Here is a 15,830-nt window from a genome sequence, read left to right on the forward strand (position 1 = left end):
TATTTTATTGATAATGAGAATCAAAATTACTATTGAAATGAGAATAGTTATCACTTACAATTGTTTCATCTCCAATTTTCAATAATTTTCATTTTTTTGTGTGAAGGGATGAAGTTCATTGCAATGTGTTTCTTGATGAATCTCGTAGAGAGTAGGAGTGCAGCTGACCATTTCTGTTGTCGTTGATACAGCAAGTAGAAGAATAAGTAGAGGAGATCATCCGAACATGTTAGATACAACACAGCTTTCTGCTCATATGTCGCAGCAAAGCTTTCTAAACTGTTATTTGCGGGAAACGGGACAAGGGGAGTGGATTTCTCCCGCCAAATTGGACAAGCGGTTCCCTGTACAGAGCAGAATCGGCTCCTATGTGAATATTCATTTGCCGCTGCAAGGTATTACGTTGTGTGCGGCAGTTAAGTATAAGTCTGCTACAGGACGTCATCTATTCGAATTCCCCATCTGCTATGTGAGCGGTCCAACAGGCGGCTGGGTGCATGCTGACGTTATTACTTTAACGGCGTTCCTTATGAAGGAACTTGCTATTACGAACGACGTAGGTACTATTCCTGATGAACTCATGCTGCGTATCATTGAAAGCTATCATAATATCGACGGCTTCGTTGAAGGACGTAGTGATGATACCGAATCGTTGTACGGTTTTGACGCCGATTTTATTCAAGCAGAACAATCCCTGCTCTTCGGTCACCTCAATCATCCGACACCGAAGAGTCGTCAAGGCATACCTGAGCAAGTGAAACATATATATTCCCCCGAGTTAAAAGGCCAATTCGCACTACACTATTTTCGGGCGCACCGCTCGATTGTAGAAGAAGATTCGGCACTCGCTGATTCAGCAACCGAAATTGTGAAAGCAGAGTTACGTGCAGACTCAGAGGTCGATCCGACATTTGTCGCACAGTATTGTCAAGCGGATTCATATTCACTAATTCCGGTTCACCCACTCGAAGTGCAGCGGTTGCTCGCTGATCCAAATGTGCAACAATGGTTGGATAGTGGACTTATTCAATATTTAGGTGCGCAAGGTAAACGATTTATGGCAACGTCGTCGCTGCGGACGGTATACCATCCTGAATCGCAGTTTATGTTCAAATTTTCACTACATGTGAAAGTGACGAATTCACTACGTGTCAACAAATTCAATGAACTCGAACTAGGGTTAGAAATAAAGCGACTGCTCGATAACGGGGTTGGGGAAGTATCCAATCAATTTCCAGCTTTTGAAATGATTAATGATCCCGCATTCATCACACTGAAGATGGTAGGGCAAGAGGAGTCGGGCTTTGAAGTCGTGCTGCGCGAAAATCCGTTTCAGGGTGAAAAGGCGCGAAATGCAACGTTAGTAGCGGGTCTTGTTCAGGACTCTATTCCAGGGCACCGTACGCGACTGTCTACGATTATTCATCGGCTTGCGGAGGAAGAGGGGCGCAGTGTGCAGCAAGTAAGTGTGGACTGGTTCCGCCGCTATCTCCACATTTCGTTAAAGCCAATGGTATGGATGTACTTAACATATGGGATCGCGTTAGAAGCACATCAACAAAACAGTGTCGTCCAGCTAGAAGCTGGCTACCCGAACCACTTCTACTTCCGCGATAATCAAGGGTACTATTATTGCACTTCCATGAAAGAAAAGCTGGATCAACTATTACCAGGTGTAGGTGAAAATAGCCAGATGCTGTACGATGACGCCATCGTTGATGAGCGTTTTACTTATTATCTCATTTTCAATCATATGTATGGACTTATAAATGGCTTTGGTTCGGCTGGACTTATTCAGGAGGAAGTGCTACTGCATGAGCTGCGCTCTGCATTAGAACAGTTTGTACCAATGAATCGGGAACCGTCCCGTTTCTTGCACAATCTACTGACGCAAAAGCAGCTTCCTTGTAAGGCGAATTTGTTAACGCGCTTCTACGATATGGATGAGCTCGTTGATTCGCTGGATTTACAGTCGGTTTATGTAAATATTGATAACCCACTAGCGCTAGTAATAGGATTACAGAACGAGACTGGTGTTGGCCCTGCTGGAGCTAGTAATAGCGCGGAGAATAGCGCTGAGGCTAAGGCGGCGTTCGCCCAAACAATCGTGTAGCAGCTTTCGTTCAGCTAGCTAACTTCAAGGAAGCGGAGAAGAGAACAGATGGAAAATACGTTGCAGAGCAGCATCGTCGTTGAAGCGGTTCAATCCGAGCAATATGTGCAAGTCCGAAGAAGGGTGTTTCGCCAGCTTGTAGAGTCGATTGTTTCAGAAAAAATCGTTGAACCCGAGGTAGAACAGCGGGGCGACGTTACGTTATTTACCTTGCAAGGCTATGATCGTGAACAACAGCGCGTCGCGTATCAATGTTATGGCCGCATAACATTAACTTTCGGGCGGATGCGCCTATCCAGCCCAATCGTGATGCGTGTAGCAGCCAATGGTAGTGTGCAGGAAGCGACTTCGCTTGCCCAATTCGTGCTTGAAGTATTGGGACATATCGGCCCTTCCGAGGTAAAGCTGCGCTCCTTTATTCAAGAATTGGAGCAAACCTTGCTGAAAGATACGTTGGTCCAATATGAGCGTGTTAAAAATGTGGATACGATGCAAGGCAAAACGTATGATGAGTTGGAAGGTAGCATCACGGATGGCCACTTTTATCATCCGAGTTACAAATCGCGAATTGGCTTCGATTATGTTGACCATATGACCTATGGTCCTGAATATAAGCGGTCGCTTCGCTTGTTATGGTTAGCGGTCGCTAGAGAGCATACACGGCTAGCCATCGATGAAGATTGGAGCTTGGATCGCATACTGGCCGAAGAGTTAGGCGAGTCGCTAGTAGAGCAGTTCCATGACGTGGTACGCAGTCATGGGCGTGATCCCTTGCATTACATATATTTGCCTGTGCATCCGTGGCAATGGCGTGAACATACGGCTATGCATTATGTACAGGATTTGCGGGAGCAGCACATCATCGTGCTAGGGGAGTCGGAGGACACCTACTTGCCGCAGCAATCGATTCGCACGTTAGCGAACGAGTCACATAAGCGCAAGTCATATATCAAGCTACCTATGCAAATTCTTAACACGTCCAGCGCCCGCAATTTGCTACCGCATTTCGTTGCCACCGCTGCGCCGATTTCGAAGTGGCTCAAGACGCTGATTGACGGGGATCGCTATTTAACGGACGAAGCGCGGATAATTTTGTTGAAGGAGTATGCAGGAATTAGCTATAACCCGCCTGCACTTTCTCCTATAGTTAATACGGTTACATTTGGTTCACTAGGATGCATTTGGCGCGAAAGTATACATCGTTATTTAGAGCCAGATGAAGAGGCGGTACCGTTTAATGGGCTATGCTCTGCGGAGTTGGACGGCACATTATTTATTGAGCCATGGCTAAAAAAACACGGCGTGGAACATTGGTTGCGCAGTTTGTTAGACACATGTGTGCTTCCGATCGTCCATCTACTAGTTGCTCATGGTATTGCGCATGAGTCGCACGGACAGAACATGGTGCTTGTGCACCGCAATGGGTTACCAAGCCGTGTGGCGTTGAAAGATTTTCACGAAAGTATGGAATGGTATAAGCCGTACGTAAACGACCCGGACGCATGTCCCAACCTGGTGGAAATCGACCCGATTTTTGCGACTGCGCCCTTGAACGAATTTTTCGAACCTGCCCATATCGATTCGGTCAAAAGCTTGACCGTTGATGCGCTGCTCAACATTAATTTGGGCGAGTTAGCACTCGTCCTTGCTGAACGCCATCATTGTACCGAGACGGAGTTCTGGACGCTAGTTGTAGACGTGCTGGACAGTCATCGCAATCGTTACCCGGCGTTGGCAAGTCGTTTTGAGCAGTTCGATTTGTTTGAGCCGACTACTGGCGCTGAGCAGTTAACGAAGCAACGTTTATATCCAGATCAGGAGTTTATTCACGAAGTTCTTAATCCATTGTACGAAGCCAGAAGGCTGATGGAAAGGAAAGCGACGAGCGCCTTATAAGAGTTAATATAAATTTTATTCCAACTTCATCATGGACAATTAGGAGCTGTTACGGTATGGATCGCGATGAATTTAAAGGTCAGTTATGGGATATTATGACGAACAAATTAAAGTTGCCAAATGTCCCTTGGCTGGAAGAGGATTTGAAGCTGAATCAGGATTTGCATATGGATTCGGTCATGCTACTGCAACTGCTCGTTTATTTGGAAGAAGAGTTGAAATTGCGCGTGCCTGAGGATGAGTTGAATCCAGAGGTGTTTGTATCGGTAGGCTCTTTGCTGGATTTTATGGAGCAATTAGAACCCGCAATCGCTCCTTATGAGCATCATATAGCAGCGGAAGACGAGCCTTTTGGCTGGAAGGATCAACGAATTAAAGTACATTGCCTGATCAGCTGTTTCTGTGAGATTGTGAAGCGCTATAGCGATGTTGATTATAGACCGTTTTATTTCGGGGTATGGGATGCTCCGTTTGCCATCACTGAACAAGGGATCATTCAATATTATACGAATGGCGAATCGTATGATACGTATTTAGAGTGGTTCGAGCGGCTGTTTGGTCCAAAAGTGTACAAATGGTACGATCCGGAATTGGATAAAGAGAGCAATGTGCAAACTTTTCTCGATTTGCTCGAACATCGTCCAGAGCATCGACACATTATCGTGCAAATTGATATGTCACTGATGCCAGAGCGTGAGAACAAATTCAATCAAAAGCCGTTCCCGCATTACTTAATGATTTACAAAACGGAGCGGGAAGACGAATGGTTTATGCTGGACCCTGATTTCCGTTGGGAGGGGACGGTATCGAGAGAGCAAGTTATCGAAGCGATTAGGGAGAATCCGTTAGGCGGAGGCTTCTACGTCGATGCGGATCAAATTCGTACGCCTGATTTTGAGGTGGTGGAATCTTACTACCATAGTAGCTTCCCGAAGCAGCATAATGAGCTTACGTCTCGTCTGAAGCAACTGCTCATCGACATGGCAGCCGAACAGAACGGATATACGCTTTCGATGTTGACAGCGGCTGTGAAAAATTTATTCGTACTCGTTATTCGCAAATATAGTTACGAGTATGCGCTTATGTATTTTGGCGATACGTTGCAATTGTCGAAAGCGGAGCACTTTGGATATTGGGCCGATCAGGTGGAAGAGGTCATTCAAGGTTTCCGCAAAGTTCAATACACAGCGATTAAAATGTCGATCACAGGCGATATATCGCTGCTGCCACAAATGGTAAGTCAATTGGAAAAAATGGATACGATTGAATTGGAAGTCAAGCAGGAGATTGAACGTCAATTCGGGCTGTTGGCTCGACAATATGGCAAATTAGAAAGTGCTACATAAGGTGAAGAAAGAGAGAGGCGGCGTTTGATGCGCCTCTTTCTTTTTTGTTTATTCCACGATGGGCAACGGTTATTTTATGACTTCTAGTGCAGCTGTATTCGTAATATAAATGTAGCATTACTGCTGTTACTGAGAGGTGAGATTCATTTGCCATTTGTCCAACGATTTACGACAACAAGCGCGGGGTCACTCACGTTTACCGGGAATGCTTTGTCTCTATCGAAAATAGCGAATCAGCTGTTACCTGGTACATTGGACGCGTCAGGAGCTTTTATTACGACAAACACGAGTCTGGTCGCTCCAGGCTGGTTTCCAGGCACGACTCTGGATTTTACAGTGGACAATTCGGCCGCGATTCTTCAGCTGCCGCCAGGCAGTACGGTTGAATATGCAGAGCTGATCTGGTCTGCGAACTATGCGAACCCAACGGGTAATGTGACACCGCTAATTGCCAACCCGATTCAATTTACGACGCCGTTAGGTACGTTCACGATTACGCGTGAACAGTTTTTTGACAACGTTGGCGCTAACGGAATAACACGTTGGTATACGCAGACTGCCAATGTGACGGCCTTGGTGCAGGCGGCTGGCGCAGGTACGTATGTTACAGGCAGTGTTCCTGCCGTAATCACCCCTGATGATAATCAATCATCACACTCGGGATGGACGTTGGCCGTATCTTATCAAAATGCTGCGCAACCTTTCCGCAATAAATCCATCTTTGTTGGTCAAGACCTTGTAGGAATTACGGTTCCGCGTGTCGATATCGCGATCTCGGGATTCTCGTCACCGGCTGCTGGTCCGGTAACGGGGCGCATACTGTTGTCCGCGCATGACGGTGACCCATTTGCAGGAGGGGACATCGTTCAATTTGGCCCGAACACAACCATATTGTCCACATTGTCTGGGCCTAACAACTTGGCGAACAATTTCTTTCAAGCGCAAATTAATAACGACAGCGGTAATCTGGATACTTCGGGAACGTTTGGCACTCGCAATGCTACCGCTGGTAATCCGGGATTTTATAACACGGGTTCAAGGCTTGGCTATGATATTACGAACGTGGACGGTTCAGCAGGTCTTAGGAACTCCCAAACTTCAGGCGTGCTGCGGATTACGACGACTTCTGATGTTATTTTACCGAACGGTGTCGGGATCCAAATTGACGTCAACCAGCCGATCATATCAGTTGTAAAGAGCAGCGACAGGACGGTTGTTCAGCGCGGAGATACAATCACCTATACGGTGGTGGTTACGAATAGTGGGGCGGCTAGTGCCGACAATGTTATTTTACGGGATACGATTCCGACAGGAACGACATTTGTTGACGGTAGTGTAACGATTGATACGGTTCAGCAGCCAGGGGCCAGTCCTGTGAGTGGGATAAATCTCGGAACGCTGCCGCTTGGCATGAGCAGGAGGGTGACATTCCAGCTTCGGGTAGGTACAGGGACTGTTCCTCCACAGTTTATCGATCAAGCTTCGACGACGTTTCAGTTTCAGACCGTACCTGGAGGGCCGGTATTGGACGGCGTAGCCGAGTCCGGTGAAGTCGTTGTGAACCTCCTCTCCTTGAATGTGATTAAGACCGCAAATCCTACTGAAGTTGCACCTGGAAATGATGTGTTGTACACCATTTCGGTCATTAATAACGGGGGTGTGCCTGTAACGGATGTGGTTGTTACAGATACGTTGCTTGGCATTGATGAATTCGTATCGGTGCTCCCAGCGGGTGAAACGCTAAACTTTCAGATTTCATTTCCAGTTCCGCCAGACACTCCTGCTGGGACTGTATTCACGAACACAGCGTCGGCAGTTTCCAATGAGATAGCAGCGCAAGCTACTGCTCAGACTACCGTTATTGCTGCACCAGCGTTAGTCGTAACGAAGCTTGCCGACCGTACGGTTGTAGCTGTGGGAGAGACAGTTACCTATACGATTGAGGTGGTCAATGCAGGGAACAGCACCTTGACTAACGTGCGCGTCACCGATGCACAAATTGGTGTGGATACGGTTATTCCTCAGCTCTTGCAAGGCGCAAGTCAATTCGTTTTCGGCGAATTTACCGTACCGCTGAATGCATCAGGCACGTTTACGAATACGGTAACCGTGGTAGCGAATGAAACAGGGCCTGTATCCGCCTCGGAGACGGTCACCATTACGGCGCAACCTAATTTGTTTATTCGTAAGACGGCGAATCAACCAACCGTGGAGGCAGGCCAAGAGGTCATGTTTGAGATTGAGGTTGGCAATGCCGGTAATAATATTTTGACAAATATTCGCGTTCAAGATCCGCTACTTGGCATTGATCAAACCATTAATGAGCTTGTTCCTGGAGAATCGTTTAATTTTACAGGTTCAATTACTCCCTCATTCGGTACAGCGCCGGGTACTGTAATAACGAATACCGTGACCGCAACTTCTGATCAAATCGGGCCCGTATCGGATGAAGCATCGGTAACTGTGCTACAGCCAACATTGCAAATTCTTGAAGTGATAAAAGAGGCCGATCAGACTACCGCAGCTCCGGGTTCAACGATTACGTACACCATTTTTGTATCGAATACAGGGTTTATTAACATTACGAACGTTCGTGTCACTGATCCGCTGCTCGGGATCGATCAGACGATCTCACTCATTTTTCCAGCGGAAACGATCGTGTTAAATGGAACCTTCGTTGTACCGCTAGATACACCAGATGGAACAAATATTACGAATACTGTGACGGCGACATCAGACCAGACGGTCCCAGCGCAGTCGACAAATGTTGTTCCGATTCAATCCACGTTTGAACTTGAAATTGTTAAGACAGCGAATGTAACGAGTGCGCTTCCAGGTGAAGTTGTCACCTATACGATTACGGTAACGAATACGGGCAATATGACGTTGACCAATCTCAATGTAACGGACGCCCGTCTTGATTTGGATCAAACGGTGACACAGCTGTTAGCTGGGGCCGCTATTTCGTTTACACAAACGTTTACCATTCCAGCTGAGACACCAGCGGGAACGACTGTGGACAATGTGTCACAAGCGGTAGCAGATCGTGCTGTGCTGCAAGAAGCGGCTGCATCTGTGGCCATACTGGCCGCACCACTGCTTACGATTACGAAGGAGGCAGACATTACTAGTGCCGCACCGGGTAGTACCATTACGTACACGATCAATGTGAAAAATGGTGGCAATGTGCCGCTTACGAATGTGCGTGTCCAAGATCTATTTTTAGGCCTTGATCAAACGTTCCCAACGCTAGGTATTGGGGGCGTGCAGACGATAATACTAACGTTTAGCGTGCCTGTGGCAACACCTGCGGAGACCGTATTTATTAATACGGCTACAGCGGTTTCCGATCAAACGGCGCAGGTTACAGCCCAAGCAAGGGTCATCGTATCGCCGATCGTTGGCTTAGTTGTGGCGAAGTCAGTCAGCCCGACGTCAGCCCCGCCGGGTGGCAATGTAGTGTACACGATAGTGGTAAGCAATACATCAGGTACTACTTTGAACAATATCGTTGTGGCTGACGTTGCACTTAGCTTTATACAGACGATCCCAACCTTGGCTCCGGGAGCATCCCAAACGTTAACCGTCCCTTTTACAATTCCGCTCAATCGACTTCCTGAATCGTTTACCAATACGGCTTTAGCCACGGCTAATGAGACCGATACGGTATCAGGATCGGCCACGGTAACGGTGCTGCAACTGCCAGTACTTCTATTGACAAAAGACACGTCTGTGCCATCCGCTGTACCTGGTGAAACGATCAGATACAATATTACACTCTTCAACCCAGGCAATGTAGCGTTGACGAATGTGCGCATTATCGACCCGCTGCTCGGTATCGATACGATCATTAATTTACTTGATTTGGGGTTAAGTATAAACCTTAACGTGCCGTTTGAGATTCCGCGCTCTTTTGTAGGATCGTCGTTAACGAATACCGTTGTGGTCGAGACTGGGGAACTGCCGGATGAGGAAGCGACCAACGTACTGCCGATCGTACCTGATCCGATTGTTACCTTCACGAAAAATGCTGATCGGGCGACGGCTGCTCCGGGAGAGACGATTCATTATGTAATTGTCATTAATAACACGTCGAGTGTGCCGCTCACAAATATTTTTCTGTTCGATCCGGTCATTAAATTGATGGAGCGGGTAACGAGATTGGATCCTGGTCAATCCATTTCGTTCAATGCATCGTTCACCGTTCCGAAAAATACGCTGGCGGGGACTGTTATTCGCAATGAAGCGGTGCTGACCTCGGACGATTCTGTCACGCAGCGAGCGAGTGCAACTGTGACCGTATCGGCAGCGCCTGCCGTCATTTTAACGAAAACGGCGTCCAAAAACACAGCTTTTCAAGGTGAACAAGTCCAATTTGTGCTTAACTTTTTAAACGCAGGGAACGTGCCGTTAACGAATGTTCGAGCGGTTGATCCGTTGCTTAACATTAATTTGTTTAACGTTCGGGTTCCCGTTGGAACGACTAGGCAAGCACGCCTGCCATTCGTTATTCCTGCTAATGCTGTGCCTGGCTCGACGATCGTTAATACGATTACGTTGACTTCCAATGAGCTGGCACCGGTTAGTGCTTCTGCTTCGATTCAAGTTCTAGCTTCACCGCTCCAAGTCATTAAATCAGCGGATCGATTATCCGCGATTACAGGAGAAATCGTTACATTTACGATACGGCTGAAAAATACGTCCGTATTCGAGCTCACGAACATCAAGGTGTTTGATGAGATTCCAGCAGGCACAGAGCTTGTAGTAGGAAGTGTCACGATAAATGGTAAACCGAGTGCTAGTCAAAATTTACGTGCAGGCGTTCCGATTCACAATTTAAAGCCGGGAGAGGAAGCGGACATTCGGTTTAAAGTCAAAATACAAATCAGTCCAAACCCGCCTATTCAGGCTGTTAATCAAGCGTCTGTACTGTTTTCGTTTAGAAACGCGCAAGGAACGCTCACGACGTTACGGGTATTTTCTAATCAGGTTGTTATTTTAATTGAAGAAATGGAAGAATGATGAAATGGGAATGAAATAAAATCAAATATGCAACGAGCGCTGGAAAACTTCTGTTGTTGATCTGCGACAGAAGTTTTTCGGTGTTATGGAAGTATGGATTGATGGTGTTATATGGTCGTTCTTGATTAAGAAAAGGGCGAGCTGGGCTTATTTTTGGATAAAAGTAGTTCCCCCCCTTTTTCTTCCTTCAATAATTTGATAAAATTTGTTAAGAGGTTCGTGTACATGACGTCCTCGCCGAAGCAGCACAATTTTTTCTAAAACCTATCATAGTGGTAGTAGAACGCGAGGAATAATCATGTTCATGACGTTACTGAAAGGAACGATGCTGGGGTTTCTAATCGCTGCACCTGTAGGGCCTATCGGGGTATTATGTATTCGCCGCACACTTAGTCAAGGTAGACTATACGGTTTAGTATCTGGCCTTGGTGCTGCTATGGCGGATGTTATATTTGGCTGCATCGCCGCATTTGGTTTAACGTTTATTACGCAGTTTATGTTGGACCAGCAGTCGTGGATCAAGCTTATTGGAGGCATTTTTCTATGCGTCTTAGGTATTAAGTGTATGAAATCTAAGCCAGAAGGCAAACCCGCTCCCAGCTCAAAGAGTGGACTGCTTAAAGCTTTTATTTCTACCTTTTTACTTACGCTTTCTAATCCGATTACGATCATCTTATTTTTAGGGTTGTTTGCGGCGTTAGGACTTTCTCAAGGAGGAAGTACTTTTTCGGGATATGTATTGGTCTTGGGTGTATTTATCGGTTCTGTCTTCTGGTGGTTACTGCTAAGTTTAGGAATCGGGTGGTTCCGCAAATTTATGAATGATAACTTTTTAGTCTGGTTGAACCGAATCTCAGGCAGCGTCTTAATTTGTTTTGGCGGATATATATTCGTAGATTCTTTTATTTAACTCTTTATTTGGACACGAATGAACGTACTAGTGAACGCATCAGTGAACGCCCAAGTGAACACAAAAAAAATCGCCTTAGCCTTGCCATTCTGGCAGGGAAGGGCGATTTTCTTATCACTGTCCGCTTAGAAGCAGGACGATATTACAATTGTGCGAAGTCTACTTGGCTTGCGATTTCCTCGACAAAACGATCCAAGCACTTGCAGTGCGTATCTTTACGACAAATCGGACATGGATTTTTCAGAAGTCGAGAAATGCTCTTTGTGCCATTGTTGTAAATGATCCGGCAGTGCGTGTTGTCTTGCAATCTCGCAACAACATGGTAAAGGTTCGTAGCATCATTACGTTCGTGCATTTTTGCTTCTACAACTTGTGGTTTGAAGATCATCTGTATCACCTGTGCTTCTTTATATTTTCGCATGTTACATGATATTGGTTTTGTGCGCCAATGTCAAATGACTATTTGTACCGGAAGGTCGGGGGTGTGAACGATGAGAGCAGAAAAATGGAGACAGGGTGATGAAATTCGCATCATCTCACCGTCTAGAACGATGTCCATCATTGCAGCTGAACAACGGGAATTGTCCAAGCAGCGCTTGGAGGATTTAGGTTTGCGTGTGTCGTTCGGCCGTCACGTTGAGGAGACGGACATTTTTTTATCTTCTTCAATTGTATCACGAATTACTGATTTGCATGAAGCGTTTTTAGATCCGAACGTAAAAGGAATTTTAACCACAATCGGGGGCTTCAATTGCAACCAGTTGCTGCGCCACCTCGATTATTCAATAATCAGGGCCAACCCGAAGCGCTTGTGCGGATATTCGGACATTACTGCCTTGAGCAATGCCATTTACGCGAATACGGGATTGATAACGTATTCCGGCCCGCATTTTTCTACGTTCGGGATGCTGCATGGTTTGGCTTATACGATAGACTATTTTCGAAAAATGATGTTCGAGGAAGATGAAGTGACGGTAGTGTCTGCAGCGGAATGGAGCGACGACAGCTGGTACTTGAATCAAGAAGACCGCCAATTCATGCAAAATGAGGGGCCTTTCGTCATTCAGGAGGGCAAAGCGGAAGGGGTCATTGTCGGAGGCAATCAATGTACATTCAACTTGCTGCATGGAACGGCGTATATGCCTGATTTGACGAATGCGATCCTGTTCCTTGAAGACGATTACGAAGTGTCGCCACTCAACTTCGATCGGGATTTACAATCGATAATTCATCAGCCGGGATTTGCTGGTGTGCAAGGAATTGTGATCGGTCGTTTTCAGAAGGCATCGCAAATGACGAGGGAGCTGTTAATCGAGATTGTTACATCGAAGCAGGAGCTTGCCGGAATTCTGGTTATTGCGGATCTCGATTTTGGTCATACGTCACCGCAGTTTACTTTTCCGATTGGGGGACGAGCTTCGATAGAAGCGAATGGTAGGGAAATCCGTCTCGCGATTCGTGATAATGTTAAATAGCAACTTACAAGGAGACAACATGATGAACATTCAACCGACAATCGTTTCACCAAGCCATTTAGAGCTGCGTGCTTTAATCGCCAAGCTCGATCAAGAATTGATGGAGCGCTATCCAACGGAAAAGATATTTGGCGTAGACTTTGATGACCCCAAGGTAAAGGAAATGACATTCGTCGTCGCCTACGATGGTGATGTGCCAGCTGGCTGCGGCGCGATTCGCCCGCTTGGGGATAAGGTGGTCGAAATCAAACGATTTTATGTGGCGCCAGCGTATCGCCGTAAAGGTGTAGCTTCGCGAATATTGTCCTTCCTTGAGCAACTTACGGCTGAGGGTGGGTATACGTGTATTCGACTTGAAACCGGAAAAAACCAAGATGATGCGGTCGGTCTATACGAGAAGTTTGGATTCGGTCTGATTCCGTGTTACGGCGAGTACGAAGGCTGTGAAGACAGCATTTGTTACGAAAAGCAGTTGGATGTCATTTGATTATAGTTTCAAGCGGTGCGGAATTTGAAATGATGGACACTTACGAGAAATGTCTTATTTGTTTAACTAACAAGATACGAGCGTAAAATAAAGATCGGCAGTTATACATTACATAAATCTGTTCAACATAATAAGGTGTGTTCAGTCAGGCAAGGCTCCAGCTTGAAGAGAAGTGCCTTTTCTTCCTTGCTCTAATAAGCACACCATTTCAGCTAGATTATTTAGTAAAGGAAGTTAATATGGCTAACACATCAACAACTACACTTACGATGACTCGTCGTTTTGATGTCAGTGCGGACAAAGTATTTGACGCTTGGTTAAATCCAGACAAGATGAGAAAATGGTTATTCACCATGGAACCAACGAACAAAGTGGCAACAAATAAGCCCCATGTCGGTGGCCGTTGGGAAATTGTTGACCATCGTGAAGGTAAAGATTACAGGGCAATTGGTGAGTACGTCGAAATTGACCCGCCAAGTAAGCTCATATTCACCTTTAAAATGCCTCAATTCAACGATTTGGAGGACAGAATTGTAGTCGAAATTAAACCGTTAGATAAGGGCTCTGAAATGACGTTCACACAAGTCATTGTCGTTCCTCACGAAGCAGGTTGGACGGAGGGAGACGTTGAAAAAGCGCTTGTTGACTATAATAGTCAAACCGAACAAGGTTGGGGTTATATGTTTGAAGGGCTAAAGCAATTAGTTGAAACAGGTAAAATTAATTACCCCGTTTAAATGAAAACACGAGCGATTCCTTGCGCTCGTGTTTTTGTGTATTTCTAAGTGTGCAAATGAAGTATTAGCAGAAAAAGAGGCCTGCTTAAGTAAAGGGGGTGTTCGTTAATCAAGCCATATTTTTAACAGAACTAAATTAAAAAATAACGCTGTGCTAACGGCAACTCGTCTACAGGCTCACAGCTTATTTGCTCGCCATCCACGCTAACCGTGTAGCTGTTCGGATTCACTTCAATAAATGGCGTTTCCCCATTCAAAATGAGGCTTTGCTTCGTCACTGTGCGACAACCGCGCACAGGTTTTAACTGTTTGCCCAAACCTAGCGCAGATAAACTATCTTGCTCAAGCGCAGCCTGAGAGACAAACGTGGCGCTTAGTTTAGCAATCGCGCCGCCATAGCTGCCGAACATCGGGCGGTACATGAGCGGCTGTGGCGTGGAGATAGAAGCGTTAGGATCGCCCATCACGGCGTGCACGATGATGCCGCTCTTTAATACCATTTCTGGCTTGACGCCGAACATGGCGGGCTTCCATAGCACGAGATCGGCCATTTTACCAACCTCGATCGAGCCGACATATTCGGAAATGCCGTGCGTAATGGCTGGGTTAATCGTATATTTGGCGATGTAGCGCTTAACACGGAAATTGTCTGCACGACAATCCGGGCGTAGATGGCCGCGTTGCTGTTTCATCTTGTCAGCAGCTTGCCATGTGCGAATGGCGACTTCACCAATGCGGCCCATCGCTTGCGAGTCTGAACTCATCATGCTGATAACGCCCATATCGTGCAAAATATCTTCCGCACCGATAGTCATCGCCCGTATCCGTGAAGCGGCAAAAGCGACGTCCTCGGTAATGTTCGGGTCGAGATGATGGCACATCATGAGCATATCTAGGTGCTCATCAACCGTGTTGCGAGTATATGGCATCGTTGGTGTCGTAGATGATGGCAAAATGTTGCTCATCCCTGCAACACGTAGTAGATCAGGCGCGTGCCCGCCGCCAGCTCCCTCGGTGTGGTAGGTGTGAATGGTACGGCCTTTGAACGCCGCTATGCTATCTTCCACATAGCCAGATTCGTTAAGTGTATCGGTGTGGATGTTCACTTGAACGTCGTATTGCTCGGCAACGTTCAGGCATGTATCGATGACGAAAGGGGTGCTGCCCCAGTCTTCGTGAATCTTCAGGCCGGCTGCACCGGCGACGACTTGCTCAGCTAACGCTGCAGGGTTCGAGCTATTGCCTCTGCCGAGGAAGGCGAGGTTAATCGGGAGTGAATCGGTCGCTTGTAGCATCGTCTGCAAATTTAACACGCCAGACGTACAGTTTGTGGCTAGCGTGCCTGTGGCAGGCCCTGTGCCTCCTCCGATGAGCGTGGTCGTTCCGCTTTGGAGTGCCACTTCAATTTGCTGTGGGCAAATATAATGGACGTGGCTATCTACCGTACCTGCGGTCACGATTAAATTTTCCCCTGCAATGACTTCTGTTCCTACACCGATGACCATCCCAGGCGTTACGCCGTCCATCACAAATGGATTGCCTGCTTTGCCGATACCGCTAATAAGTCCATTTTTAATGCCAATGTCAGCTTTTACAATGCCCCACGTATCGATGATAAGCGCGTTCGTAATGACTAAATCCAGCACATCTTCAGCGCGAGTAGCCAATGGGTGCTGTCCCATGCCGTCACGCACGACTTTACCGCCGCCAAATACACACTCGTCTCCATATACCGTGTAGTCGTGCTCCACTTCAATCCAAAGCGAAGTATCTGCCAAGCGAACCCGATCTCCGGTTGTTGGGCCGTACATGCTCGCGTAAGTTGCTCGATCGATGATATACAT

General features: G+C 46.7%; 10 protein-coding genes and 1 pseudogene. 9 read left to right on the top strand and 2 right to left on the bottom strand.

The features are described from left to right. Positions 1-226 precede the first annotated feature (226 nt). The 6 genes and pseudogenes from KIK04_RS18800 to KIK04_RS18825 all read left to right on the top strand — a co-directional run bounded on the left by KIK04_RS18800 (position 227) and on the right by KIK04_RS18825 (position 11,287). Positions 227-2,113: an IucA/IucC family protein gene (locus KIK04_RS18800; protein WP_232275120.1), complete on the top strand. Its 1,887-nt coding sequence runs from the start codon at positions 227-229 to the stop codon at positions 2,111-2,113. Between the two features lie 48 nt (positions 2,114-2,161). Further along, positions 2,162-4,009, top strand: coding sequence for an IucA/IucC family protein (locus tag KIK04_RS18805; protein ID WP_232275121.1), 1,848 nt, complete (start codon positions 2,162-2,164; stop codon positions 4,007-4,009). A gap of 56 nt (positions 4,010-4,065) precedes the next feature. Then, positions 4,066-4,314, top strand: a pseudogene (gene asbD, locus KIK04_RS18810) (petrobactin biosynthesis protein AsbD); the annotation flags it as partial. A 66-nt stretch (positions 4,315-4,380) separates the two neighbouring features. Further along, complete coding sequence (locus KIK04_RS18815; RefSeq protein ID WP_232278814.1) at positions 4,381-5,355, top strand: DUF6005 family protein; 975 nt, start codon at positions 4,381-4,383, stop codon at positions 5,353-5,355. Positions 5,356-5,502: 147 nt separating this feature from the next. After that, complete coding sequence (locus KIK04_RS18820; protein ID WP_232275122.1) at positions 5,503-10,377, top strand: DUF11 domain-containing protein; 4,875 nt, start codon at positions 5,503-5,505, stop codon at positions 10,375-10,377. Between the two features lie 298 nt (positions 10,378-10,675). Then, positions 10,676-11,287, top strand: a complete 612-nt coding sequence (locus KIK04_RS18825) for a LysE family translocator (protein WP_232275123.1) — start codon at positions 10,676-10,678, stop codon at positions 11,285-11,287. Between the two features lie 142 nt (positions 11,288-11,429). Here the strand turns inward: KIK04_RS18825 and KIK04_RS18830 are convergent, their stop codons facing one another. After that, positions 11,430-11,708: a hypothetical protein gene (locus KIK04_RS18830; RefSeq protein WP_232275124.1), complete on the bottom strand. Its 279-nt coding sequence runs from the start codon at positions 11,706-11,708 to the stop codon at positions 11,430-11,432. Positions 11,709-11,778: 70 nt separating this feature from the next. Here KIK04_RS18830 and KIK04_RS18835 point away from each other — a divergent pair, with 70 nt between their 5' ends. The 3 genes from KIK04_RS18835 to KIK04_RS18845 all read left to right on the top strand — a co-directional run bounded on the left by KIK04_RS18835 (position 11,779) and on the right by KIK04_RS18845 (position 13,986). Next, positions 11,779-12,762, top strand: a complete 984-nt coding sequence (locus tag KIK04_RS18835; protein WP_232275125.1) for a S66 family peptidase — start codon at positions 11,779-11,781, stop codon at positions 12,760-12,762. Positions 12,763-12,781: 19 nt separating this feature from the next. Then, positions 12,782-13,249, top strand: coding sequence for a GNAT family N-acetyltransferase (locus tag KIK04_RS18840; protein ID WP_232275126.1), 468 nt, complete (start codon positions 12,782-12,784; stop codon positions 13,247-13,249). A gap of 239 nt (positions 13,250-13,488) precedes the next feature. Beyond that, complete coding sequence (locus KIK04_RS18845) at positions 13,489-13,986, top strand: SRPBCC family protein (protein ID WP_232275127.1); 498 nt, start codon at positions 13,489-13,491, stop codon at positions 13,984-13,986. 131 nt (positions 13,987-14,117) lie between these two features. Here KIK04_RS18845 and ureC read toward each other — a convergent pair whose 3' ends face one another. After that, on the bottom strand, positions 14,118-15,830 hold the full coding sequence (gene ureC, locus KIK04_RS18850) for an urease subunit alpha (RefSeq protein WP_232275128.1): 1,713 nt from the start codon (positions 15,828-15,830) through the stop codon (positions 14,118-14,120).

The organism is Paenibacillus sp. 481 (genome assembly GCF_021223605.1).
GTDB lineage: Bacteria > Bacillota > Bacilli > Paenibacillales > Paenibacillaceae > Paenibacillus_B.

Bases quoted from the DNA above. Each gene is read 5' to 3' on its own strand.
- KIK04_RS18800 (WP_232275120.1), top strand. From the start codon at position 227: ATGTTAGATACAACACAGCTTTCTGCTCATATGTCGCAGCAAAGCTTT.
- KIK04_RS18805 (WP_232275121.1), top strand. From the start codon at position 2,162: ATGGAAAATACGTTGCAGAGCAGCATCGTCGTTGAAGCGGTTCAATCC.
- KIK04_RS18825 (WP_232275123.1), top strand. From the start codon at position 10,676: ATGTTCATGACGTTACTGAAAGGAACGATGCTGGGGTTTCTAATCGCT.
- KIK04_RS18830 (WP_232275124.1), bottom strand. From the start codon at position 11,708: ATGCGAAAATATAAAGAAGCACAGGTGATACAGATGATCTTCAAACCA.
- KIK04_RS18835 (WP_232275125.1), top strand. From the start codon at position 11,779: ATGAGAGCAGAAAAATGGAGACAGGGTGATGAAATTCGCATCATCTCA.
- KIK04_RS18840 (WP_232275126.1), top strand. From the start codon at position 12,782: ATGATGAACATTCAACCGACAATCGTTTCACCAAGCCATTTAGAGCTG.
- KIK04_RS18845 (WP_232275127.1), top strand. From the start codon at position 13,489: ATGGCTAACACATCAACAACTACACTTACGATGACTCGTCGTTTTGAT.
- ureC (WP_232275128.1), bottom strand. From the start codon at position 15,830: ATGTATATCATCGATCGAGCAACTTACGCGAGCATGTACGGCCCAACA.